The organism is Flavihumibacter sp. UBA7668 (genome assembly GCF_002483205.1).
Lineage (GTDB): Bacteria > Bacteroidota > Bacteroidia > Chitinophagales > Chitinophagaceae > Flavihumibacter.
In genome coordinates this window covers 652,779-678,256 of record NZ_DLHM01000001.1, presented here as the reverse complement: position 1 = coordinate 678,256, position 25,478 = coordinate 652,779, and the positions used below count along the sequence as shown (strand labels likewise).

24 protein-coding genes are annotated in these 25,478 nt (G+C 40.9%); 16 read left to right on the top strand and 8 right to left on the bottom strand.

Annotation, left to right across the window (positions count from 1 at the left end):
• Window positions 1-75: 75 nt before the first annotated feature.
• Entirely contained in the window at window positions 76-798 is a 723-nt protein-coding gene (locus tag B2746_RS02885; protein WP_290790820.1) for a LytR/AlgR family response regulator transcription factor, read from the bottom strand.
• A complete protein-coding gene (locus tag B2746_RS02880; RefSeq protein ID WP_290790818.1) occupies window positions 785-1,837 on the bottom strand; it encodes a sensor histidine kinase in 1,053 nt (350 codons plus the stop codon). Before B2746_RS02880 ends, B2746_RS02885 begins: the two co-directional genes overlap by 14 nt.
• 186 nt (window positions 1,838-2,023) lie before the next feature.
• Here B2746_RS02880 and B2746_RS02875 point away from each other — a divergent pair, with 186 nt between their 5' ends.
• From B2746_RS02875 to B2746_RS02855, 5 genes are read left to right on the top strand one after another with little or no spacing between them, the layout of a single operon-like run.
• On the top strand, window positions 2,024-3,244 hold the full coding sequence (locus B2746_RS02875; RefSeq protein WP_290790816.1) for a hypothetical protein: 1,221 nt from the start codon (window positions 2,024-2,026) through the stop codon (window positions 3,242-3,244).
• Window positions 3,245-3,255: 11 nt separating this feature from the next.
• Window positions 3,256-4,035, top strand: coding sequence for a hypothetical protein (locus B2746_RS02870; RefSeq protein WP_290790815.1), 780 nt, complete (start codon window positions 3,256-3,258; stop codon window positions 4,033-4,035).
• A gap of 10 nt (window positions 4,036-4,045) precedes the next feature.
• Window positions 4,046-4,831, top strand: coding sequence for a hypothetical protein (locus tag B2746_RS02865; protein ID WP_290790813.1), 786 nt, complete (start codon window positions 4,046-4,048; stop codon window positions 4,829-4,831).
• 9 nt (window positions 4,832-4,840) lie between these two features.
• Window positions 4,841-5,464, top strand: coding sequence for a hypothetical protein (locus B2746_RS02860; protein ID WP_290790811.1), 624 nt, complete (start codon window positions 4,841-4,843; stop codon window positions 5,462-5,464).
• 42 nt (window positions 5,465-5,506) lie between these two features.
• A complete protein-coding gene (locus B2746_RS02855) occupies window positions 5,507-5,773 on the top strand; it encodes a CBU_0592 family membrane protein (protein WP_290790809.1) in 267 nt (88 codons plus the stop codon).
• Here B2746_RS02855 and B2746_RS02850 read toward each other — a convergent pair.
• Complete coding sequence (locus B2746_RS02850) at window positions 5,745-6,356, bottom strand: TetR family transcriptional regulator C-terminal domain-containing protein (RefSeq protein ID WP_290790807.1); 612 nt, start codon at window positions 6,354-6,356, stop codon at window positions 5,745-5,747. The genes B2746_RS02855 and B2746_RS02850 overlap by 29 nt on opposite strands.
• Before the next feature lie 225 nt (window positions 6,357-6,581).
• Between B2746_RS02850 and B2746_RS02845 the strand changes: the two genes are divergently transcribed.
• The 6 genes from B2746_RS02845 to B2746_RS02820 are packed head-to-tail and all read left to right on the top strand — an operon-like array spanning window position 6,582 to window position 16,951.
• Entirely contained in the window at window positions 6,582-9,683 is a 3,102-nt protein-coding gene (locus B2746_RS02845; RefSeq protein ID WP_290790805.1) for a SusC/RagA family TonB-linked outer membrane protein, read from the top strand.
• 29 nt (window positions 9,684-9,712) lie between these two features.
• Entirely contained in the window at window positions 9,713-11,194 is a 1,482-nt protein-coding gene (locus B2746_RS02840) for a SusD/RagB family nutrient-binding outer membrane lipoprotein (protein ID WP_290790803.1), read from the top strand.
• 1 nt (window position 11,195) lies between these two features.
• Entirely contained in the window at window positions 11,196-12,422 is a 1,227-nt protein-coding gene (locus B2746_RS02835) for an alkaline phosphatase family protein (protein ID WP_290790801.1), read from the top strand.
• Between the two features lie 25 nt (window positions 12,423-12,447).
• Window positions 12,448-13,728 carry a PQQ-dependent sugar dehydrogenase gene (locus B2746_RS02830; RefSeq protein ID WP_290790799.1) on the top strand — a complete coding sequence of 427 codons (1,281 nt, stop codon included), beginning with the start codon at window positions 12,448-12,450 and terminating at the stop codon, window positions 13,726-13,728.
• Window positions 13,729-13,739: 11 nt separating this feature from the next.
• The gene (gene ligD, locus B2746_RS02825; RefSeq protein ID WP_290790797.1) at window positions 13,740-16,154 is read left to right on the top strand and encodes a DNA ligase D; all 2,415 of its coding nucleotides are present in this window, start codon (window positions 13,740-13,742) and stop codon (window positions 16,152-16,154) included.
• Between the two features lie 17 nt (window positions 16,155-16,171).
• Window positions 16,172-16,951 carry a Ku protein gene (locus B2746_RS02820; protein WP_290790796.1) on the top strand — a complete coding sequence of 260 codons (780 nt, stop codon included), beginning with the start codon at window positions 16,172-16,174 and terminating at the stop codon, window positions 16,949-16,951.
• A gap of 13 nt (window positions 16,952-16,964) precedes the next feature.
• On the opposite strand, the gene B2746_RS02815 is transcribed toward B2746_RS02820, so the two are convergent.
• Entirely contained in the window at window positions 16,965-17,423 is a 459-nt protein-coding gene (locus tag B2746_RS02815; protein WP_290790795.1) for a GNAT family N-acetyltransferase, read from the bottom strand.
• Window positions 17,424-17,488: 65 nt separating this feature from the next.
• Between B2746_RS02815 and B2746_RS02810 the strand changes: the two genes are divergently transcribed.
• Window positions 17,489-19,006 (top strand): S41 family peptidase, encoded by a 1,518-nt coding sequence (locus tag B2746_RS02810; RefSeq protein ID WP_290790794.1) that lies wholly within the window; start codon window positions 17,489-17,491, stop codon window positions 19,004-19,006.
• Window position 19,007: 1 nt separating this feature from the next.
• Here B2746_RS02810 and B2746_RS02805 read toward each other — a convergent pair whose 3' ends face one another.
• The 3 genes from B2746_RS02805 to B2746_RS02795 are packed head-to-tail and all read right to left on the bottom strand — an operon-like array spanning window position 19,008 to window position 21,614.
• Entirely contained in the window at window positions 19,008-19,772 is a 765-nt protein-coding gene (locus B2746_RS02805; RefSeq protein ID WP_290790792.1) for a LytR/AlgR family response regulator transcription factor, read from the bottom strand.
• Window positions 19,773-19,782: 10 nt separating this feature from the next.
• Window positions 19,783-20,811: a sensor histidine kinase gene (locus tag B2746_RS02800; protein ID WP_290790790.1), complete on the bottom strand. Its 1,029-nt coding sequence runs from the start codon at window positions 20,809-20,811 to the stop codon at window positions 19,783-19,785.
• A gap of 38 nt (window positions 20,812-20,849) precedes the next feature.
• Window positions 20,850-21,614: a carboxypeptidase-like regulatory domain-containing protein gene (locus B2746_RS02795; RefSeq protein ID WP_290790788.1), complete on the bottom strand. Its 765-nt coding sequence runs from the start codon at window positions 21,612-21,614 to the stop codon at window positions 20,850-20,852.
• A gap of 214 nt (window positions 21,615-21,828) precedes the next feature.
• On the opposite strand from B2746_RS02795, the gene B2746_RS02790 reads away from it, so the two are divergent.
• Together B2746_RS02790 and B2746_RS02785 are read left to right on the top strand one after the other, a co-directional pair.
• Window positions 21,829-22,503 (top strand): cupin domain-containing protein, encoded by a 675-nt coding sequence (locus tag B2746_RS02790; RefSeq protein ID WP_290790786.1) that lies wholly within the window; start codon window positions 21,829-21,831, stop codon window positions 22,501-22,503.
• 24 nt (window positions 22,504-22,527) lie between these two features.
• Window positions 22,528-23,031 (top strand): hypothetical protein, encoded by a 504-nt coding sequence (locus B2746_RS02785; RefSeq protein WP_290790784.1) that lies wholly within the window; start codon window positions 22,528-22,530, stop codon window positions 23,029-23,031.
• Here the strand turns inward: B2746_RS02785 and B2746_RS02780 are convergent.
• On the bottom strand, window positions 22,975-23,478 hold the full coding sequence (locus B2746_RS02780; protein ID WP_290790782.1) for a hypothetical protein: 504 nt from the start codon (window positions 23,476-23,478) through the stop codon (window positions 22,975-22,977). The genes B2746_RS02785 and B2746_RS02780 overlap by 57 nt on opposite strands.
• Before the next feature lie 173 nt (window positions 23,479-23,651).
• Between B2746_RS02780 and B2746_RS02775 the strand changes: the two genes are divergently transcribed.
• Both B2746_RS02775 and B2746_RS02770 read left to right on the top strand, forming a co-directional pair.
• Entirely contained in the window at window positions 23,652-24,212 is a 561-nt protein-coding gene (locus B2746_RS02775; protein ID WP_290790780.1) for an RNA polymerase sigma factor, read from the top strand.
• A 62-nt stretch (window positions 24,213-24,274) separates the two neighbouring features.
• Window positions 24,275-25,420, top strand: coding sequence for a FecR family protein (locus tag B2746_RS02770; protein ID WP_290790778.1), 1,146 nt, complete (start codon window positions 24,275-24,277; stop codon window positions 25,418-25,420).
• Window positions 25,421-25,478: the final 58 nt, after the last annotated feature.

The window sequence follows — 25,478 nt, the reverse complement described above, 5'->3', positions numbered from 1 at the left end:
TTGAGGTAAAGATAATAATCCAACAGTAATGGCTGTACGTAAATTTTGCCTGATCTATCCATTATTCCTCCTCTGCTATTTGGAACCAGTGGAGAAACCAGCTATATAGGCCAGAAAATCTTTTCTAAAATGTTTTCCAATTGGAATTAACTGGCCCTGAATTTCAACATTCTCTTTTGTATACGTATTAATTTTGTCTATTGATATGATAAACGAACGATGAATTCGCCTGAATTTATCCGGTGGCAATAAGCCTTCCAATTCAGCCGTACCAATTTTGGAAATGAATTCGTTGGTTCTTGTGATAATTTGCACATACTCTCTTTTGCTTTCAACGTACAAAATTTCGTTAAGTAAAATTCGAACCTTTCTTCTATTAACATTCAGGTAAATGGCATTTGTTCCGGCAGATCCAATAAGCGCTTCATAGTTGTCAGCTTTGATAAGTTTTTCAGCTTTATGGATGGCTGCTGTAAATCGTTTGTATGATATGGGTTTCATTAAAAAATCCGCCACATTTAATTCGTAGCCCTCCAATGCATATTCCGGGTAGGCGGTTGTAATAATTACAATAGGAGGGTGGGTGAGTGTTCTTAAAAATTCCAATCCCTTCAGAATCGGCAAATGAATATCCAGAAACATTAAATCAACCTTTTCCTGTTTCAGATAGATGCCTGCACTAATTGCATCCCTGAAAACCTCCATCAATTCAAGATGGGTAGATTGCTGAATATAATCTTTGAGTATCTTAACCGCCAATGGCTCATCTTCAATAATAATGCATTTAATCTTTTGCATAACTGTTAAGGTTAATCTCCAGATGAACTAAGAAGGATTGCTGGAATTTGGTAATTGTTAACGTATGTTCCTTAAATAATAGGCCTAATTGACGCCGCAGGTTGGTAAGTCCGATATTCTCTTTTTGCTGCTCGGTTTGATCACGGTTTATAAATGAATTAGTAATATCAAACACCAGTTTATTATTTTTTATGGAAAGATTTATTGAAATAAATGGTGCATGTATGGTTTCTGAAAGTCCATGTTTAAAGGCATTTTCTACGAGGTGGATCAGTAGCAGTGGCGGAATTTTCTGTTCAACATCATCTATATCTTTCTCAAAAACTATTTTTAAGGATTCATCATATCGCATTTTCTCCAGTTCAATATAGTCTTCAATTATTTCAATTTCTTTGCTGATTGAAATTAATTCTGATTGGGATTCATAGATCATAAAGCGTAAGATATCCGATAACCGGAGGATACTATCTGCTGTTATATCCGATTTTTCCCTTGCCAGAGCGTAAATTCCGTTTAATGTATTAAATAAGAAATGTGGATTGGTTTGAGATTTCAGAAAATTAAGTTCAGATGTCTTTTTCTCAATAAGTAACTGATGGTTTCTGTCTTTTAGTTTCAGATATCGAAGTGATAATTTAAAGGAAGCAAAATAGGCGATTCCATAAAGTTGGTAGATGACAGTTCTGATCCAATAGCCTGCATTGATCATGGTGGCCTCTTCCTTTGGGTAGGTGTTTAAGAACATGCCCAGCTTTAACCAGTTGATATAGCCAATTGTTAGTAAGAACAGAACGATTAGCACGCCCAGTGAAATGCCAATATATCGAAAGCTGTTTTTTGGAATCAATACGGGTATTACATGGAAAATAAACAAGCTGGTTAACAGCCCAAAAATATTCATCCAGGTTCGGTATGTATAGGAAACCATGAATTTTTGGAGATCCATTCCCTCTATTATATACACTGCCGGTGCCCATAGGATTATGAGCGATAGTCCTATTATAATACTTTCAGCAAAACCAGATTTAAAAAGGTTCATTCTGTAGGTTACATGAAGCTGTAAATTATTGATAAGCTGCCAAATAGGGCACCGTTCAAATAATTAAATCTACCAAAATAGGATAAGCGTCAACCAATGCAGGAGGGGGCCCTTTCTTTTCAGTTTAAATCAGCCATTTGATACGGATTGTTTTGCAATTTTGAAAAATCAAAACTAAAAATGGGAATGCTTATAAAGAGGATTGTTAATCAAATGGGATTCCTTCCGCTGCTGTTGCTGCTTTCATTGAGTATAGAAGCCCAGATTCAAAAAGGATTGGTGCTTTTAGGCAAGGTGCCGGGTGAACAATTTGGCCGCAATATTAAGCTGTCTGCTGACGGTACGGTTCTGGCTGTTGCAGCACCGTTTAACAGTGAATATGGTGATAAATTAGGACGAATTGAGGTTTATAAATTTGATGGAAACAATTGGAGCCGGATGGGGAAGGAGATTTTGGCCGGTCCCGGTGATTTTAATTATGGTGAGCATATGGAGCTATCGAAAGATGGCAGAATTTTAGTTGTAGGTGCTCCATTCCAATCTGTTAATATCTATACATTTTCTAACGACTCCTGGGTAAAATCGGTGAAGTCGATTCAGCTTGAAAAGGAGAATGACATGTTGCAGGCTATCACCATGAGTTCTGATATGCAGCATATTGCTGTCGCGTTTGAGAGTTCTGCATACAAAAGATGTTGTATACGAATTTTTAAGCAGAAGGAGGAGCAGTGGATTCAGGAGGGTAATGATATTATTCCGGCTCCATTACAGAAGATCTACGGTTTATCCCTTTCACTATCAAAGGAAGGTAATCTGCTTGCAATTGGAAATTATTCAAAAGATACGATGCGGATGAGAAATGCAGGTGAGGTTCTATTTTATAAGAAAGAGGGAGACCAATGGATTCAACAAAAGGGCAGGATAATGGGAGAAGCACAGGATACAAACCTGGGTAATGGTGTTGTCCTTTCGGATTTGGGTACTAGAATCGTAGTATCTTCCAACAGCCTTGATTTATTTCATCGAAATACCGGATTTGTAGAAACATACGAATTCTCTGGTTCAGCATGGAAAAGAAAATCACCGGCAATAAGACCTGCTAAACCTAATTCGTATTTCGGACATGCCATAGCTCTCTCCGGAGATGGATCCTTATTGGCGCTGAGTACTCCTTACCTGGGATTTGGAAAACCAGGTTATGTAAAAGTTTATCGTGTGGCTGATTCCGGGTGGGTAGAATTGGCAAGTATTATTGATAGAGACGGTGTGGAAACAACCTCTTCTCCCAATAATTCAACTGGCTGGTCTATTGCTATTTCTTCCACTGGAAATACACTTGCAATTGGTTTTCCTCATAATGATGAGAATGGAGATATGAGTGGGAAAGTGGTGGTTTATGATTTTTAATAATTTAATGTATGATTGCTAATTGTTTCGCTGTAGTAATTTTTTCAGTTGTTTTTCATGTGGAGCAGGCATTTGCGCAACCTATAATTGTGGAGGATAGAAACTATCTTAAAGTAAGTGCTGATGTTGTTAAGCTTGAACAGGATATTTACCATCCAAAATTTCCAGGAAAGCAGCTGGATTTTTTTACCAAATGGGAATATGTTTATAAAAATGGACTTCCAGAAAGTGAAAGATCTTTTACAGCCAGAAAATCCTTATGGACCGAAAAAAACTATTTTTATAACGATCAGGGAAAATTAATAAAAGACAGTTGTTGGGATCCTTCCTTTACTCAATTTAACAATTATACTATTTATGAATATAATAAGGACGGTTTGCTGGCTAAAGCTATTCAAACTGGAAGTTTAAGTGGGAAGATTGGAAGAATTGATACTTATAGCAAGTATAAGCAGGTTGGTACTTACCAGATAACTTCAACCTTTTATGGGGATGATCAGATAGTAAAATATACCTCTGTATATGAGGATGGTTTAAAGCGTATGGTTATACATTCGAAGGGCTTTCTGCCAGTTAAATATACGTATGATGCGGATGGCAGACTATTGACCCTCAATAACAGGAAATTTTATTACAAATTAGATACAAAGGGCAATCCTATTGCCTCTGTTCAGATTGAACGGGGTATGCGAATCTATCATTTTATGCGACTAACGTATTCAGATGGCAGCATTACCGGAACACTTGAGCCGGATGTAGAATTTATAAATAATTGGGACAAGCAACAATAACAACACAACTATGAAGGATCTATTCATACTATTAACCATTTCACTGTTTGGTTCAATGCATGGAATGGCACAAAAGCAGGATACATTGCGGATCAGTGCAAAGGAGATCAATTCTGCGGTTTTAAAGGAGGGTACCCATCGTTACCTTGTATATTTTAAAATGGGCAGGGATTCCAGCAGATCTCAAACGCAATTCTGGACCAGAAATATCGTGCGGACAACACAAAATAATAAATCAGTATTAATTGTAACGCAGGAGTGGGAATTTATGGACACCGTTCTACACACTGTTACATCCGTTTGTGACGGAGTAACATTACAGCCCATTACGCATGAGTTTTGGTGGAAAAAAAGAGGGACTGGTGCTGTAAATTTTGTAAATGGTGGCACAGTGTCTTTAAATGGAGCTTTTCTAAGTGATCAGGATACTTCCCGATATGCAAAGGCAATCTGGTCTGCATTTAAATCGGTTAACAGTACTTATTTTCTTAACTGGCACATAGATATGGAAGTTTTCCCCACGCTGCCCTTTAAGAATGGAAGAACTTTTATAGTCCCTTTTTATGATCCGGGTACAAGTGCTCCTTTTGAAGAAGTCCTATATACGGTTACAGGTTCTGCGCAGTTAACCGGTTATGATAACCAAAAAATAAATTGCTGGTTGTTGGAGCATACCAGTAAGGGGAATAAGGAAATATTTTGGATAAGTAAAAAGACAAAAGAAGTACTCAAGTTGGAACAGGAAATAAACGGGCGGTTTTACCGATATAAGATTAAACTGGGATTTAGTATTTAAACAGATTAAATGAATATCAGCATTTATACCAAGGGGTTTTCGGCGGGGTTGATTCAGCAAATCAAAAACAGGTTTGCGGATTATAAGATGGATATTGAGTTTCATCCTTCTTTTAGATTTAATGAACAAACCGATCAGGGGTTTTTACCAATAAAATTAAAAATCCAACCGGGCAGTATAGCCCGCTATGACCATATTGACTATGAAATATTGACTGGTTTTGAACTTATATTCAGCGACTACAATTTTGAGGAGGAAGTAAAAGGTATTCAACAACAGGCTCAACTTACGGCGAGCCGCTCCTTCATTTCACGGCTTTTTGGAGGCAGCAAAAAAAAATCTACTGCGGAGGATGATTCTTTTGCCGGGATGGAACATATCGAGCGTTTAATGAATTGCAGGAAATATATACTTCTGAAATGGATGTCCTGGAATAAAACGGAGTTGAGAATCAGTTTATACTTTGCTGCTATACTGGCAGAGTTAACCGATGGTGTTATTTATGACCCTCAAAGCGGGCGATATTTAAGCGGGCAGCAGGCCTTGGAACTATTCCCCTCAGAAGTGGAGGAGTATGAACAATCGTTCACCACTGAGGCGTTTACGGTTGACAGATTTGAGGGCTGGTTGTGATGGAATGAGCTGTTTTAGTATCTTTCGCTCTGAAATTGAGCTGTGATACTTTTATTAATCGCTGATATCGTTTACCCTATTATTGGATGGGTTGGCACCATCGCCTACCTGCTGGGCTATTTTTTGCTGACTACCAATAAACTAAAATCCAATCAGGTAAGTTATCATGTACTGAATATAATCGGCTCTATTGGACTCACGGCTAATGCGGTATATTATACTGATTTGCCCAATATAGTCGTCAACCTGGTTTGGGGTATAATTGCACTGGTTGCCATTATCATGCTGCTTCGAAAGCACTCAGGTTGAGTTGCTGTAAGGCCTGAATTTTGTAATAATCAAGCCGTTTACCATATTCCGCCTTATTTGTTTCCAGACTCAGGTAATAATACGCCCCATCAACAATTACAAATACCATATCTGCTGCGCGGGCAGGATCAGCTACTTCTATGTCCCCTGCTTCATTTGCGTTTCTAATCAGCTCTTCCAGGTTATGTCTTAATTGATCAAGTACCTCTTTAAATTTAGATTTTACCTTTTTATCGCGGAACACCATGGAGTAACAACTATAGGCCACACTGTCATCAAAGAGCATATTCCACTTTTGTGAAAACAGCTTGTCTATAACCGTTAGTAATCTTTTTTTGGGGTCTTCTTCGGAAACAGAAGGAGTTTTAAAGATCTGCAGATACCGCTCCAGAATAAATTCGATTAAGGCAGAAACCAATTGCTCCCTTGTCTGAAAATAATGGATAATCAGACTTGGATTTATATTGATCATGGCCGCCGTTTTGGCAATAGACGCATTCTCCAGCCCTTCTTTTTTTGCCAGTTTATAAAATGCTTTTACGATCTCCGGTTGCCGGGATTCCTTTAAACTCTTTCTGCCCATGTAGTGCCAGATAATTTTGGTTACTGACAAATATAGTATTCCCAATTCACTTTGTATAAGGAAACAAATTACGCAATCGATTGCCTGATCTGACTGCATTATCTTATTGTAAAGCTATTATTATTTAATTTTAAATTAATTGAATGTTCGTTCAATTTATTTTTTTCAATTAGATTTATTCTACATTTTTGAAACATCAATTATTTGCTTCCAAAACAGCTAATTATGAAAAGAACTGCTATTTGCTTTTTATTACTGCTGCTGACCTTCTGCGGATTTACGCAGGGTGTGGCGGTAACCGGAACAGTCCGGTCAGCGGAGGGTACTCCCCTGGCTGGCGTAACCATTCTAGATAAGTCTACCGGCAAGGGAACCAATACCGACCTGGCAGGTAAATTCACTATTCAGGTGGCAACCAACGCAACCCTTGAATTTTCCTTTATTGGTTATACCAAACAGGAAATTGCATTGAATGGGCGGAGGGAACTTACTGTTCAACTTGCCCTGAGTGAAGGCACCGCACTAGATGAAGTGGTGGTTACTACTGCCCTTGGTATTAAAAAACAGCAGAAAACCCTGGGGTATGCAGTACAGGAAGTGAGTGGTGAAACAATGGCTAAAACCAAAACGCCCACTCCATTGGCAGCGCTGACCGGAAAAGTAGCCGGATTGAATATCAACAATACCACCGATTTGTTCCGTAACCCCGGCATTTCACTAAGAGGTCGTACACCCCTGATTGTTATTGATGGAATTCCAGATCCGGATGCCGATCCGTATAAAATCAATGCCGATGATATTGAAAGTATCAGTGTGTTGAAAGGTCCGGCTGCCGGTGCCCTTTATGGAGCTCTGGGTGTAAATGGTGCTATCATGTACACCACCAAAAAAGGCAGAAAAGGAAAGCTGCAGGTTGAAGTCAATTCCTCTACCATGTTCCAAACCAGTTATACGGTGGTGCCTGAAGTGCAAACCGTATATGGTAATGGAGATCAGGGCCGGTATGCTTATTCAAATGGCTCTGGAGGCGGTGCTGAAGGTGGTGGCTGGATCTGGGGACCCAAACTTGATCAGCGTGATCCATCCACACCAAGTGGCTTTTATGAAACAACCCAATACGATAGCCCGATTGATCCCGTAACCGGACAACGGATTCCTACCCCCTGGATTTCAAAAGGAAAAAATAATATTAAAAACTTCTTCAGAACCGGGATACTATCTACCAATAGTGTATCTGCATCTGTTGGTACAGAAAAAGGATCCTTCCGTGTTTCTGCGAATCATATGTATCAGCAGGGTGTGGTTCCCAATACTGGTTTGAACAACAGTTCTTTTTCTATTGGAGGCAATTATCAGCTGGCTCCCAAACTCAGTATGGATGCCAAACTCACGTATAACCGGGAATATTCTGACAATTATCCAGTAGTTGGTTACGGCCCTCCCAACTACCTCTACAACCTGATTCTATGGATTGGTCCGGATATCGATATCCGCGACCTGGAAAATTACTGGATGCCGGGCAGAGAAGGGTTGCAGCAACGTAATTATAATCTATCCTGGTATAATAATCCGCATTTCATAGCGAACGAACTGTTGAACGGATACAAAAGAAACAACAGTTTCGGTCAGGCTACTTTTGATTATAAAATCAGTAAAGATCTTTCGGTAAAATTCAGAAATGGATTTAACCAGTATTCCAGTATTGCGGATGTGCGTGAACCATATAGCTATATAGCCTATAGCTATATTTCAAGGGGAAATTACTCCAGCGATCAATCCAATTATTTTGATATCAATTCCGATCTGATCCTTAATTATAAAAAAGATTTTGGTGAGAATTTTGGTATCAATGTTACAGCGGGGGCTGCCAATGCCTACAGACGTTTTGAATCCGTTTATACAAGTACAGATGGATTGACCATTCCGGAGTTTTATTCTATCACCAATACCATCAATCCGCTGAAGGGATCGAACCTGTTACGTGAAAGAAGAACAGGGAGTGTGTATGGAATGATTGATGCCGAAGCACTGGGATTTCTATACCTTAATTTAACCGGACGCTACGATAAAACCTCCACACTTCCAATTGAGAACAATGGATATTTCTATCCCTCTGTTGGTTTGTCTGCGGTTTTATCTGATAAATTAGAATTACCGGAAGCCATTTCGTTCCTGAAACTACGCGGATCCTGGGCAAAAGTGAATACCGGCTTTATTAGTGGTAATAACCCATATGCTCATATTAATACGTATCAGATTGGTCCGAAATGGAATAATGTTCCTTCTCTGATTATGCCCACTTCATATATTTCACCGAATTTAGTTCCGGAAACTGTTGAATCGTCTGAATTTGGTGCAGTAATTGGTCTCTTTAAGAACCGAATTAATCTGGATGTAACCTATTTCAGTAACCTTGATTACAATAACTTTCAGCCTGTTACACTCTCACAGGCAAGTGGAAATTCCAGTGTGGTTAAAAATGCCAATATTTTTCAACGAAGAGGATGGGAGTTTATGCTGAGTGGCTATCCTGTAAGAGGAAAAAATTTCAAATGGGAAACAAGTTTCAACTTCTCAAAAGTGCATCGCTGGCTGAAAGATGCAACAGATAATGGAGATGGCTATTTAGGACAGATCAAAGAAGGCCAGCGTATGGACAGGATTTATATAACGGAATCCCGTACACCGGACGGACAAGCCATCTACAATGCGAATGGTATGCAGGCTTATACTCCATTTGGTCAATATTTCGGTGACCGTGATCCGGATTGGATCTATGGCTGGCAGAATACCTTCACCTATAAAAATCTTAGCCTTACTTTCTCTGTGGATGGTCGTTTAGGTGGCTTGATTTATTCTACCACCAATCAGAAAATGTGGTGGGGCGGTACTGCAAAAGGAACTGTTACGCCATTCAGAGACGATGCCAATGCCGGTAACAGTACCTATGTTGGTCCGGGTGTAGTAGTAACTTCCGGTAATGTGGAGTACGACAGCTATGGAAATATACTATCCGACTCCAGAAAATTTGCACCCAATACCACGCCGGTTAATTATATCAGTTTTATGCAAAGCACCAGTGGCGCCATGCTGAATAATTATTTCTACTATAGCGGAACGTATTTGAAAATGCGTGAGTTGGTTCTAACCTATGAATTGCCGTCTAAATGGGTGAAGGGTGCATTTTCTGGAGCTTCTGTTTCCTTTATCGGAAATAACCTTTTCATACTATCAAAAATTCCGAATGTAGATCCGGATGCAGAAAGAGACGAACTGCAAACGCCTTCAATGAGAAGCATAGGTGTAAACTTCAATGTTCGCTTCTAATTAAAAACCGAACAGCAAAAATTACAACGATGAACAAGACTATATTTTTCGCAACTATATTCGGGCTGCTGATATTGGGTTCCTGTAAAAAATTCGATTATTTTCAGGATAATCCGAATAACCCAACGATGGCTGATCCTTCTTTATTGCTCCCGGCCATTGAGCGGACAGCCTTCTCCACCATTTCTGCAGATGCTGCATTAGCATCCCGTTACCTGGTTTATACACAGGGTGCCAGCAATTCGCAATATTATGGCTGGCAGCGGGGCAGCATGGGTTATGGCAATATTACCCAGGTAGTAAAAATGGAGCAGGAGGCAGCCAGAACCAATAAACCCAATTACCGGTATATTGGTAAATTCTTTAAATCGTATTTTGTAGTGAATATGACCCAGACATTTGGAGATATTCCGTATTCCCAAATGATGCAGTCGATTATGTATGGCAACTACTCGGATTCCAGTGCAATTCGCCCGGTGTATGATAAACAGGAAGATATCTATCGCGGCGTATTGGATGATCTGAAAATTGCCAGTGATTCGCTGAGTTCTACATCAGTAGCAATAGGGGGTGATCTGGTATACAATGGCAATATCGAAAAATGGAAACGCCTGATCAATTCCTATACGCTTCGTGTGTTGATGAGTTTGTCCAAAAAAGAAAATGTGGCATCGCTCAATATCAAACAACGGTTTAATGAAATCGTTTCCAATCCGGCTAAATATCCTTTGATGACTGCCAACAGTGATAATGGACGTTTACCCTATTACGATATTACCGGCAACCAGTATCCCTATTTCAATAATAATTCCATGAAAACGGATTATTACCTGGATGTATCCTTTGTTTCCATACTGCAGGAGCTGCAGGATCCCCGTTTGTTTGTGTTTGGTAAACCTACACCATCCAGTGGCGGTCCGGCTACAGATTTTGATGCTTATGATGGATTATCCGGCAGTGCACCATTGGCAGAGAATACTGCTAAACGAGGTGCAGGTAATGCTTCGCAGATCAATGACCGCTATGCCTATACCGCAACCAATGAACCCAGTTTGCTGATGGGCTATGCTGAACTTCAGTTTATTCTGTCAGAAGCAGTAGTAAGAGGATGGATTACCGGAGATGCATCGGAATATTATAAGAAAGGAATTAAGGCATCCCTGGATTTCTCCAATTATAACAATACCTATTCTTCAGATCTGATTGATGCATACCTGGCCAGTGCTGAGGTTGCGCTGGTACCCGGACAAGAAATCGAACAAATCATTACACAGAAATACATCAGTATGTTTATGAATACGGGCTGGCAGCCATTTTATGAACAACGCCGAACCGGCTTTCCTGAATTTGATGTATCCGGTGCGGGCATTCTCAATGGCGGACAAATTCCAAAGAGATGGATGTATCCCAATGATGAGTTTACAAACAATCGCGTAAATGTGGAGAACGCTATTAAAAGCCAGTACCCCGGCGGCGATGATATTAATGGTATAATGTGGATATTGCAATAATATGAGAATACTAAGTGGAACCTTAATCGCACTGGTGTTATGCATCAGTGCGATTGCACAAAAAACAAAAAAAGCCGTTTTTGTTATTGTAGATGGAATTGCGGCTGATGTAATAGAAAAACAACCGACACCTAATTTGGATAAAATTGCCAAAGAGGGTGGCTATGCCCGTGCATATGTAGGCGGCGAAAAAGGAGGCTACTCCCAAACGCCCACGATTTCTGCTGTTGGGTATAATAGTTTGCTAACCGGAACCTGGGTGAACAAACACAATGTTTGGGACAATGATATTGCCGCACCGAATTATAATTACCATACGATTTTTCGGTTTTTTAAAGAACAATATCCGGAGAAAAAGACGGCCATTTATTCCAGCTGGTTAGATAACAGAACCAAGCTGGCTGGTGATGGTATGCCTGAAACCGGCCACCTGAAAATCGATTATCATGTAGATGGATTGGAGCTCGACACGGTTCGTTTTCCGCATGATAAACAACGAGCTTATATGCATCAGATAGATGAAGAGGTGGTGCAAAAGGCGAGTGCATCCATTCGTGAGCAGGCACCGGATTTATCCTGGGTTTATCTGGAATATACCGATGATATGGGACATATGTATGGCGACAGTGAGGAGTTTTACAAAGCAATCGGTTATATGGACCAGCAGATGGGTAAGCTTTGGGAAGCCATTCAATACCGGGAGAAAAACTTCAAAGAAGAGTGGGCGATTTATATCACTACAGATCATGGAAGGGATGCCAAAACAGGCAAACACCATGGCGGACAATCAGACCGTGAAAGAAGTACCTGGATCGTTACAAGTGCGCCTGGCCTGAACAGTTATTTTAAATCTGGAAAAGCAGGCGTAGTAGATATTATGCCTTCAATTGCAAGATTCCTGAATATTCAGATACCGCGTGCAAATGCGCTGGAAATTGATGGCATCTCCATTACCGGTCTGCTTTCCGCAAGTCAGTTAAAGGCAACAAAAGCTGAGGGAAAGATTATCCTAAGCTGGAATGTAATCGATAAAAAAGGCAAAGCGAAAATCTGGATCAGTACCACCAATCAGTTCAAAACCGGAGGAGCTGATACCTATAACCGGGTAAAAACAGTTTCGGTTGCGGATGGAAAAGCAGTTATTGATCACCCGGCGGGTGAATCGGGAACAATCAAAATTGTACTGGAAACTCCACATAATTTCCTGAATACCTGGATGGTAAACTGAGGCATGATTTTTTAGTACAGGGGGTATGTTACCCAGTAAAGCAATTTATGGACTTTTAGCAGGTTTATTGTTTACCACCGGTATCGTTGCTCAGTTGCCGCCCCCTCATGCCACCAAATCAGCCATGAATTTCAGTAATGTAATTGGCTGGAATGAAGGAGAAACGCCCCTGGCGCCCACCGGGTTTACGGTAACAAAGTATGCGGATAAATTTCAGAATCCACGCTGGATGTATGAACTCCCAAATGGGGATGTACTGGTTGTGGAATCCAATACTCCGCATGGATTTTTAGAGAAAATTGGAGCGGCAATTATTGGTGCCAATAAATCCAATGATATGCGTAACAGTGCCAACCGGGTAACCCTCCTAAGGGATTCTACCGGGGATGGCATTCCGGATCTTCGTACTGTCTTTCTTGAAGGGTTGAACCTGCCATTTGGTCTGCTGCTGATCAAAGACAAACTCTATGTTGCCAATACAGACGCGCTGATGACCTATGATTATACGGAGGGACAAACGAAGATTAACTCCATCGGAAAAAAAATCATTGATTTACCCGCTGGTAAAGTAAACCAGCACTGGACCAGAAATATCCTCACCAATAAAGAGCAGACGAAAATTTACATTGCGATTGGATCGGGAACAAATATTGCCGATAAAGGACTGGAAGTAGAAAAAGATAAAGCACGAATCTGGGAAATTAATCCCGATGGAACGGGTTTAAAAGTATATGCATCAGGTTTAAGAAATCCGGTTGGAATGGATTGGGAACCGGAAACACAGCAACTTTGGGTTACCGTAAATGAACGGGATAAACTGGGCGATGAGCTGGTTCCTGATTATCTGACTTCTGTGAAAGAAGGCGGCTTTTATGGCTGGCCCTTCAGTTATTTCGGACAACATTATGATCCCAGAATAAAAGAAGAGGAGCAGGATAGCGCACTGGTTAAAAAGGCAATTGTGCCGGATGTAGCGCTTGGTGCGCATACTGCCTCATTAGGGCTCGTATTTTACAATCAAACAAAATTTCCGGCTAAGTACCGAGGCGGCGCCTTTGTTGCACAGCATGGATCCTGGAATAAATCCAGGCTGTCGGGCTACCGGATTGTATTTGTACCTTTCAGGAGCGGACAGCCATCCGGCCCCCCCGAAGATTTTCTGACCGGTTTTATAATTGATCCTGCTAAAGATGAAGTAAGAGGACGACCGACAGGATTGGTGATACTAAAAGACGGATCCATGTTATTAACAGATGATACCAGTGATACCATTTGGAGAATAGCTGCGAATATGGAAGCAGACTAAAATCTCAACACATGAGTTTATCGTTGTACAAACAAAAAAGGACATTTGATAAAACTCCTGAACCTCAATCGGGGAAGAGCAGGAATTCCAAACTGATATTTGTTATTCAAAAACATAAAGCTTCCCGCCTGCATTATGATCTTCGTCTGGAAATGGAAGGAGTGCTGAAGAGCTGGGCAGTTCCAAAGGAGCCATCTATGAATCCCAGGGATAAGCGGCTGGCCATAATGGTAGAAGATCATCCTTATGATTATAAAGATTTTGAAGGTACCATCCCCAAAGGAAATTATGGAGCAGGAGAAGTGAAAATATGGGATACAGGCACCTACACACCAATTGATGGGAGCAAAGGAAAACCGGCACAGGAAAAATCGTTGCTGAAACAACTCAAAGAAGGGTCCTTAAAGTTCAGCTTACAGGGTAAAAAACTAAAGGGTGAATTCGCGCTGGTTAAAACAAAAGGCATGGGTGAAAATGCCTGGTTGCTGATCAAACACAAGGATAAGGCTGCTTCAGTGGAAACATCTTATACATTCCCTAAAAAACTTTCTCCCATGCTTGCTACCCTGGTGGACGAGCCATTTGATGATGAAGCATGGGAATTTGAAATAAAATGGGATGGCTATCGCGCCCTGGCATTTAGAAAAGGAAGAACAGCACAGTTGCTTTCCCGTAATGGAAAATCATTTGCCGAAAAATTTTATCCTGTGGTGGAGGCATTAAAAGCGTGGAAGGAAGACCTGGTGGTTGATGGTGAAATTGTTGTAGTGGATGAAAAAGGAGTTGCCCGTTTTGATAAGTTGCAGAACTGGCGCAGCGAAGCAGATGGACAATTATTGTTTTATGTTTTTGATATTCTCTGGCATAAGGGCAAAGATCTGATGGATTTGCCCCTTTCGGAACGAATGAAAGTATTGAAATCAATCATTCCACCTGATAATGAAACAATCAAAATAGGCTTTTCCGTAACCGGAAGAGGCAAGGATTTTTTTGCCAGTGTACAAAAAATGGGGCTGGAAGGAATCATCGCTAAAAGGTTGAGTAGTACCTATCGTATGGGTGAACGTTCAAAAGACTGGTTAAAAATAAAGGCGCAGAAAAGACAGGAAGTAATTATAGTTGGATTTACCAGAAAGGAGGGTTCTCCAAAACTATTCAGTTCCTTATTATTGGGAGTTTATAATAATGGAAAATTATTCTATGCCGGTAAGGTTGGAACTGGGTTTACAGATTCCATGCAGAAAGAAATGATGGTTCAATTCAAGCCGTTGATTGTAAAGAGAAGTCCCTTGCAGGAAATTCCCGATTACAATAAAGCGACCAGATTCCGTCCTGATCCACCACCTGCAAAGGCTACCTGGCTAAAGCCTGAATTGGTTGGTGAGATTAGTTTTACAGAGATTACGGAACAAGGCGTATTTCGTCACCCTTCTTTTAAGGGAATGCGGGAGGATAAACCAGCAAAGAAAGTTATTCAGGAGAAGGAACAACAACCTGCCCTGTTAAATGCCTCTGAAAAAACGCAGGTAATAAAAATCAACCGGCATGAACTGAAGTTTACGAACCTTGACAAACTCTTCTGGAAAGAAGAAAAAATTACCAAAAGAGATTTGCTGAATTATTATCATCAGGTGGCTCCTTATATATTGCCATACATTAAAGACAGGCCGCAGTCCCTCTATCGTTTTCCGGATGGCTATAAAGGGAAAAGTTTTTACCAGAAAGATGTAACTGGTAAAGTTCCGGATTGGGCAGCCACCTATGCCTATCATGCAGAAGGGGATAAAACAGACAAACACTTTCTGGTTGCGAAAGATGAAGCGAGTTTATTGTATATGGTTAATTTTGGTTGTATTGAAATTAATCCCTGGAGCAGTACGGTAAAAAAACCGGATCATCCCGACTGGTGTCTGCTGGATCTGGATCCGGGTGAAAAAACCAGTTTCAATAAAGTAATTGATGCAGCCAATTTATTGCATGACCTGTTGAATGAGATTGATGTTCCATCATTCCCAAAAACATCCGGCTCAACCGGTATACATATTTATATTCCGCTTGGAAAAAAATATACGTATGAACAATCAAAGGAATTTGCCAGAGTATTGGTAACGATGGTACAGCGGGATGCCATCCGATATACAACAATAGAGCGAACCGTTAATGCGAGAAATGGCAAATTGTATTTGGATTTTTTGCAGAACCGGCCGCAGGCAACACTTGCTGCACCTTATTCCGTACGACCCAAACCAGGTGCAACGGTTTCAATGCCACTGCACTGGGAAGAACTTAAACAGGGATTAAAAATGAAGGATTTTACGTTGAAAAATGTTCCTGCTTTATTGGAAGAGCGGGGTGATTTGTTTAGACCGGTATTAGGCAAAGGGATTGATATGAAAGCGGCGCTTAAACGGTTGCAGCAACTTTAATTTTAAACATTCTAATTATGAGATCAATCTGGACAGGCAGTATTGCATTCGGACTGGTAAATATTCCGGTAAAGGTTTTCTCAGCTGTTAATGAACGAACGCTGGATTTTGATATGCTGGATAAAAAAGACCACAGTGCCATTAAATTCAAACGGGTTAGTGAACGAACCGGTAAGGAAGTGGTTTGGGAGAATATTGTTAAAGGCTATGATCTGAATGGGAAATATGTGGTACTTACCGATGAGGATTTTGAAACTGCAAGTCCGGAGAAAACAAAAACAATCAATATGGAAGCATTTGTGAATGCTTCTGAAGTGGATGTGATTTTGTTTGACAGTGCCTATTATCTGGCACCTGCCAAAGGGGGAGAAAGGGCGTTTAGTTTACTGGAAACGGCGCTTGATAAAAGTGGTAAGGCAGGGGTTGGTAGTTTTGTTTTAAGGAATAAGGAGAAGCCGGTACTGCTTCGTTCTGCAAAGGGCATTCTGATTTTGCACACACTTCGTTTTTTAAATGAGATCCGGGATCCATCCGAATTTTCCGTTAAGAAAATAGCCCCCAAAAGAAATGAGCTTTCCATGGCCAACAGCCTGATCAAAAGCATGAGTGGCAAATTCAATATTGCTGACTATAAGGATACGTATACAGCTAAGTTGATGAAATTGATCCGGTCAAAAGCAACCGGAAAAAAATTGCCTGCACCAAAAGCTATTTCCACTAAACCTGCCAATGATTTGATTGAGCAATTGCAACAGAGTTTAGCAAAGCCTGCAAAGAAGAGTGCACGGAAAAAATAAACGGCAGATTTATTTAGTTCTGTAAAGGGTAATAGAAATGAACCACATCCTCTTCAGTTCCACCGGTTTTTCGGTAAAACTTCAGTGCATAATCATCAACCCGGTCTGCCTGAACAAATACTTCTTCAGCACCGATTGATTTACAATAGGAATTTATGGTCTGTATCAGTGCAGACCCAATACCTTGTCTTTGTAGCGTATCTTTTACAGCTAAATCATAAATATAGATCAGCGGCTTTGTGGAATAATACTGCAATAGTTGATAGGCTGTTAATCCGCCGATTACCTGACCCTTTTCATCAAATGCAACGAAAGCATAAAATCCATCTTTTTTTAGCAAATCCTGCAGATGATGAATCGAAGGAAGAGAAAAGTTTTTCATTCCGAACACTTCCTCAAACAGACGGATCAGTTGAATAAATTCTTCCAGTTCCCCAGCTTCAAGTTTTCGAATAGAAGGGTTTAAGTGCATAGAATGGTTTTATTTTCAAAGTTAAACCTTAAAATTGCTTTTTTTTAGCCTGATAAACCATTCGTATGAAAGTCATCAAAATCACTAAAATTACCTGTTTGCTGCATTTGATGTTGGTATGTACATCTTTTGCCCAATCCAAATTAATTTCACCACAGGACATGAAGGAAGATCTGGAGGTATTTTATAAAATACGGAAGGAAGTAAATTCAGGTTTGTATACATACCGTACAAAAGAGCAAATTGATAGCATTTATAGTTGGGCAAATAAGGCTGTGAGTAAACCCATGCCGATCACTGAATTCTTTAAAATCATTCTGCAATTAACCGACTTTGAGGGAAGTGTGCATAATTATACCGAGCCGTCATCAGAATTTATGAGCTTCCTGAAAGAGCAAAAAACATTTTTTCCTTATCCATTAACTTATCTGAATGGGAGCATCATCTTTGATGGATTCCATTCGGAGATTCCTGCAGGTTCGAAAATTTTAAGCATGAATGGTGTAAAAGACAAAGAGCTGATGCATGCACTGTATAAATATTTTCCGGCAGATGGTTTTACCACTACAGAAAAATTATCAGCAAGTGTTGAGCATTTGACAGGCTGGAGGTATTTTATGGAGTTCGGAAGTACAAAGCAATATCATGTTGAATACCTCTCACCACAATCAGATAAGCAAAGAACGATCAAAATTCCTGCGGTTGATTTTGCCGAACAGGAAGCGAATAAAAAGAACAGGTACAGTGCCCCTGTAGCGGATAAATTGAATTATAAACTACAGCCTCCTTATAGCTTTGAAATGATTCGTCCGGATGCAGGCTTGCTGAATCTGAGGTGGTTTGGCTTTGCAGGTGGTTCGGGTGATCCTGCTTTCAAGCCCTATGTCAATTTTATTGACAGTGTGTTTAACCTGCTGGATCAAAAGAAAATTCCTAACCTGATTATTGATGTGCGAAATAACCCCGGTGGAAGTGATCCTGTTTTCGAACAGCCGGTTATGTACCTGACAGATAAAACCTTTAAAGAGAATATTGAAACGAAAATCATTTTTGACCCGGCCAATATTCCCTTTGAAAATTATTTTTGGGGAGTTACTACAGCGGAACGAATGGACAGTGCTGCCATGGCTGCCGGAAAAGAATTCATTAAAGATTATTTTATTGAATTTAAGAACGGTAGTAGTCGTCAGAACGAAAAATACAATCCCGTTTATCATCCAAAATCACCTTCCTTTAAGGGAACATTATACCTGCTCATTAATGAGAATGTGGCTTCTGCGGCTTCCCATTTTGCTTCCCTGGTGAAAGCATATGCCAAAAATCTTACGATTGTGGGAGTGGAGACAGTAGGAGGGTACTATGTTCACAATGGTCATATTTCAATGGTATATGAATTGCCCAATTCTGGCATTAAAACTAAATTTTCAGTTGTATATGTAGTTCAGGATGCTCCTAAATTACCGGATCAGCCGAAGGGAAGAGGTGTGCTTCCACATATTGAAGTATGGCCAAGGCTGGATGATTTTTTGAAGCAGCGCGATACCCAATTGGAACAGGTACTTCAACTCATAGAAAAGAATTAGTTCATTTTCCCATCCAGTCTTTAAATTCTCCTGCTTTTTCACGGCTGATTAAAACCTCTTTGTCAATTGCAGGCTGTAGGTCTAATTTGAGTTTACCATTGAAATAAGAATGGATTTGCGAAACAGATTTGATTTGGATGATAAAAGCTCGATTGGCCCGGTAAAACTGCCGGGGGTCGAGCATCTGTTCCAATTCTTCAATGGTATAATCCAATACATATTTCTGTTTATCCCAGGTAATAAAATAACTAAGGCGACCTTCGGCATAGAGATAAGCGATCTCACTGGTTTCAACACTCACCAGTTTTTGGCCCTGCTTCACCAGAAATCGAGCCCGCCATGATTTCGGCTGCTGTTGTTTCAGTCCATTGATGAGTTGCTCAATATTCAGGGAAGAAAAGGAGAATTTATCGCGCCATCCCTGGTATTTATCAAGGGCATTTTTAAGTTCCTCCTTTTTGATGGGTTTTAGCAGATAGTCTACACTGTTTACCTTAAACGCCTGCAACGCATATTCATCATAGGAGGTGGTGAAGATCACCATGCTTTTGATGGAAACCAGATTGAAGATTTCGAAACTTTGTCCGTCTGTGAGTTCAATATCCATCAGAATTATATCTGGATGTTTGTTTTGCAACAACCATTCAACCGATGATTGAATACTTCGGGTATTACCAACTATTTCTATAGCCGGATCGATAGACTGAAGCAGTCTTCCAAGTTTTTCGGCACCCAGTTGTTCATCTTCTATAATCAGTACTTCCATAATTTGATAACTATTTTATAAGTGGTAGTCGCACAATAAATTCATCTGCTGTTTCAATTATTTCCACATCTGGAAAATTCAGCAGGTTGTATTTTGAGAAAATATTACTAAGACCGATTTTATTGGATGCCAACGATTTGTTTTTCTTTTGCAGGTTATTGCTCACAACCAGCTTATCTGCTTCTGTATATAGTTTTAGATACAGGGGCCTATCCGGATCCACAATATTATGTTTTACCGCATTTTCTATAAGTAATTGCAGCGTCATTGGTGGCAGCAGGTGATCCTTTTTTACCGGATCAATAGTTATTTCGGGTTGAAACCCGTCTCCAAATCGGGTTTTCAACAGCAGGTTATAGGATTCTATGAATTCGACTTCTTTTTGTAAAGTAGTAAGATGATCTTCATTGCTACGCAGCAGGTAACGATACACCCTGCTCATCTCTTCCACAAACTCTTCTGCTTTTTCCGGATCGGTTGCAATCAGGGAGGATAAGGAATTCAGGCTGTTGAATAAAAAATGCGGGTTCACCTGCTCTTTTAATGAATCAAACTGTGTTTGCAGTTGCGCTTTCTTGAGTTGTTCGGCTTCCAGTTGAGAATCCCGGATTCTTCTGAAAGAGGCTTGCGTCTCATATACTGCCTGGTTTACAATGGTACAAATCAGGGAGGCAATGAGGCAGCGCGACCAGCTCTGATAACTTAACGAATAATCCAGGATACTGAGCCAATCAAAGATCCAGCAGCAGATGGTAACTGTGAAAGCAACTATCAGAACGTTGATACTGGTGAAAGATAAAACCCTCTTAAGTGTATCTCGGTGTGATGGATAGATATCCATTAGTTTTTTTGCCAGTATTCCCTGCGCTATCCAGATTCCGAAAAGGATCAATAAAGTAAGGCTGCTAGCCTTTGAAAAATTCACCAGATTTGAAAAATAAATTTCACCTAACATGGAAAAATTCAGAACAACCAGCGTTATAGGAAGCAATACTGCCATAAGCAGAAAGTCTGTTTTATCCGGTGCATTTTTTCTCATTTTTTGAATGTTAGCGAAAAATACATTTTTTGCAGTGATTATTTCACCTGAACAATAATCTGATACTGCGTACTTCCAGTATATCCTGCTTTAAATATTCCGGTAACGGAATCTGAATAGGAACCGGTATTCCGTATCCGAAGCTGCAGCGCCTCGCTGTTTATTTTGTTTCTTGCTTTGATGGTATATTTCCCAATGGGAATATCATTGATTCCATCCTCTCCACCTCCGATATCGGTCAATGACTTGGTGATGATGGATCCTGTACTGCCATCTGTCAATTGACCATCTGGCTTTATTATAAGTTCGATATTTTCCAATTGTATCGGTGAACCAGGTTCGGGATAAACAGCTACACTGCTGCCATAGAATCCGCCACCGGGTTTGGCGCCACTCAGTTTCCAGGTGAAATTTCTTATAGCCCCTGTAGCGCCAGTAAATGGGGTTTCATTATCGGGATGCAGGTCAAATCTATAGGTTTGTCCGGCCAGGCTGCGTTCAATCTGAGAAGTTACCTGCCAGCCGCCATTGGGCACAGTGGTTTTGTAATAACCCTGCTGGTTGGATGTGGCAAAAATATAGGTGCCAAAATATACCGTATGCTCTGCCACCAGATTAACGTTGGGGATGGCATTGCCATTGGCATCGGTTACCCGCCCTTTCATGATCCCTTTTTCTACGGAAGCGTTGGGTGGAATGCCGGGTGCAGGTTCCTGCTCCTCCGTTTTGGTGCAGGCGCCTGCCCATATTGTTTGCGCAATTAATATGATTGCCAGCGCTTTTTTGATCTTAACTGCTTTCATTTATATAGAATGGTTTAATTGAAGAGCAAATATCAAGCAAGGGCAGAGCGGTGGGAAGCTGGTATGTCATGAAACGGAGGAAATGATGTATGAATTATTGGCCTGCCATTTCGTACCCGATTTTCTCCGTTTGATTACATCTGCAATTGTCTTCGGGCATTCACCAGATTAATTTGCAGTGAAATTTTAATCAACTCTTTTTTGAACATTTTATATGAGCACAATAATTAAAAGAACAGCTATGGTACTGGTTAGTCTCATAGGCGGCTATCTGGCAATCGGCTATTTCTTTCATTTGGTCATTTTCCCGGAGAAAAAACCGGCAGTCGCAGACTGGTTTAAACCCGGACAGGAATTCTACAGTAAAGCGGAGGGATTTCGTCAGACCGTTTTGAAACAGGAGCGGGGCTATGTGTTTTGCCACACAGAGATAGAGCCCTTTGCAGGAGGACCTCCAAAGCATGTGCATACTGAATTTGATGAGGTTTTCCAGGTGGAGAATGGGGAATTATCGGTATGGGTAGATGGTACTATTAAAAAGATTCGTGCCGGCGAGTTGTTAACTATTCCAAAAGGAACACCGCATAAACCTTATAATGAAACAGTGGATACGATCCGGATCAAAGGAGCGATTGCTTTTCCTGAAAAATTTGCCTTCAATCTGGTACAGGTATATGCGGATATGGATAAACGGCCAGATTTGTCGCCATCGGCTGATCTCGTTTTTCAGATGTTCCTTTTTCAGCAGAGTGGATTTGATGCGTATATGGTGGACGGTCCACCTGTTGGAATCCAGAAATTGATGGCTTTTTTGCTTACGCCTGCATTACGACTGGCGGGATACAAAACGTATTATTCACAGAATGATCCCTTTGATACAAACAAATAAAATCAATCAATAAATCAAATCATTATGGAAATTAGAAATGTTTTGTACGCATTTGCCTGTTTAGCTTTCTCCATTGTAATTGGCGGGGCTGTTTATGAACATATTGCGGTTGTGCCGCGATGGACAGCTGCTCCGCCGGTATCGCTTAGTATGTTTCAGGGTCCTTATGGCTTGAATCCTGCCCCTTTTTGGAAGAATATTCATCCTGTAACCTTGTTATTGCTGGTGATTAGTCTGGCATTGTTTTGGAAAACGGAAAGGCGTAATTATTTGCTCTTTACAATAGCAGGTTATGTATTGATACTTATTATTACGTTTTTATATTTTGTTCCCACCCTGATTGCCATTACTGGTACTCCGTATAATGAAACAGCAGATGCACTATTAACATCCAGTGCAAAAACATGGGAAACCCTGAGTTTGGTACGATTAGCGGTGTTGGTATTGTTGGCAATTACTGCCTTTCTTGGTTTAACCAGGTCCGGATCGGTAAGTAAGCTGCAGCATAAACAGGAAGTGATGGTATAAGATAACCAGATTTCCTTTGTAGACTTTTTGAATGCCATCATAGGTAATGACGGCATCCAATAAATCAAACAATTCGGATTGCGCATAAGCAGCACTATAAGAAGTTCGGAATTCGGAAATCACCAATTCAGGAAATAGATTTTCCATATCGGTTAACCTGCTGGAAGCAGGTGGGTGAAAGCTATTCAGCTGGAGGCTATAGGCTTCCATTAACCTTCCGAGGTCAATTACGAACTCGATGAGTTCTTCCCTTAAGCAGCCATCGTCGTAGGCGCTTTGGTTATTGCTCAGCGCATAGGTGAGCCATCGGTTCAGTTCTTTCTGAAAATCATCCGGCTGAAATTCGCGGAATAAAAGCCTCAGGTTTTTGTTTCGTTTATTGGATATTCTGCGTAAAATGGGGTGCGATTTGGAAAAGCGCTTTATACTGTCCTGTTCACTCTTCATATCTCTGCTTTTTTGCGGTTAAAAAATCTACAGCAAAGAAGAAGAAAAATCGGTTTGGATAAATGGGTTTTAGCACCCAATTAATAAGCGTGAAAAGGCGGGCGGATAATGAACTTTTTTATTTACCATGAAATCTATACTTTCATGCCCGATCACCAAACTGCTGCTTAGGAATGTTGTCATGCCTGTCGGATAAGGATTTATTATTATCGGATAAAGAAGAATCCGCCTTCCGCGTACTCTATAACCGGTACTGGGAACTGCTTTATCGTAAAGCCTATAGCCGCCTGGGCAATAGGTCCGATGCAGAAGATATCACGCAGGAAATCTTTATAACAGTATGGCGAAACCGACAGAGTATTAACCCGGAACCTACCCTGGCCCCCTACCTTCTTACCGCCGTTAAATATGCGATCATCAAGAAAGTGTATCGGGAAGCTAAAAAAGGAGTTACCGTAGCTCTATCGATATCCGAACTGGAGCATACCGGTATAACGGAAGAAGATATCCTCCACTACCGTGAGCTGCAGGGGGCCCTCTCCAAAGAAATTGCCACCTTGCCCGACCGGATGCAACAGATTTACCGTCTCAACCGGATGGATCATCTCCAGGTTGCCGAAATTGCCACCCGCCTTAATCTCTCCGAACAAACCGTACGCAATACCCTTTCCATCGCGGTAAAACGACTGCGTGAAAAATTGTCCGATTTCTCCGCCGCCTCTTTTTTTCTCTGATTTTTTAATTCTGACCGGTATACTTCCTCCTTCCCGGGTATTATGGTTTTAAGCAAAGCTGCATGAAACCAAAAAAAGGACTTAATCTGCTTAAAAAATACCTCACTGGTAAACCTTCTCCTGAGGAGCAAATCCAGGTGGATAAATGGTATGATTCCATCGAGGAAAAATCAGAAGAAATTGAATCTATTGATCAAATAAAAGAAGAACTCTACCTGCGCACCTGGAACCAGCTTAGCCAGACGTCCCAGCCCATTTCACTTTATAAAAAAACCTTGTTTCGTTACTCTATTGCAGCGGCACTGATTATCTGTCTGGGTACCTTCTGGTTTCTTTTTCAACAAAAGAATCCTCCTTCAACACAATCCCTTGTTCATGCAGCAGCGCCTAAGAACGATGTGGCCCCTCCAACAGATAGCAGGGCCATTCTGGAACTGGCAGACGGACGAATTATAATACTCGACAGCGCAGGTTCCGGATCTCTTGCTACCCAGGGACAGGCGGTAATTACCAAACTGTCGGACGATAAAATTGCCTATACACCTTTAGAAAATGAAACCGGCATCCCTTCTTTTAATACCCTTCGCGTTCCAAAAGGCAGCAAACCGGTTCAGTTACAACTGGCCGATGGCAGCCTGGTTTGGCTGAATGTTGGCTCTTCCATTACCTATCCCTCTCATTTTGTTGGCAATACCAGAGAAGTAAAAATGACAGGTGAAGCCTATTTCGAAATAGCCTCCAATGCAGCTCGTCCCTTTATTGTTCAAAAGGGAGAGATGAGTATCCGGGTATTGGGTACGCATTTCAATGTAAATGCCTACGAAGATGAAACGTCCAGCAAAATAACCCTGCTGGAAGGTTCGGTGGAAGTTAATCGTGCAGCAAATGAGAAACTGCTGATTAAGCCCGGACAACAGGCTGTGGTAGCGTCAAGCGCTGGCATTAAACTGGTCAAATCGGTAGATATGGATGAAGTAATGGCCTGGAAAAATGGCTGGTTTTATTTCAACCGCCTAAGCTTACCCGAAATCATGCGCCAGCTGGAAAAATGGTACGATGTGGAAGTGACCTACGAAGGCGCCAAAAGCACCAAAAATTTCACCGGTATGGTTGACCGGAATAATCAACTTTCCGAAGTGGTAAAACTGATGGAGATGGCCGGTATTAAATTCAGGATTTCAGGCAAAAAAATTCATGTTATGCAATAAAAACCTTCTTCCCGGCTAAAAGAAAACCGCTCCGACGGCGAATCAGAGCGGCGAAATT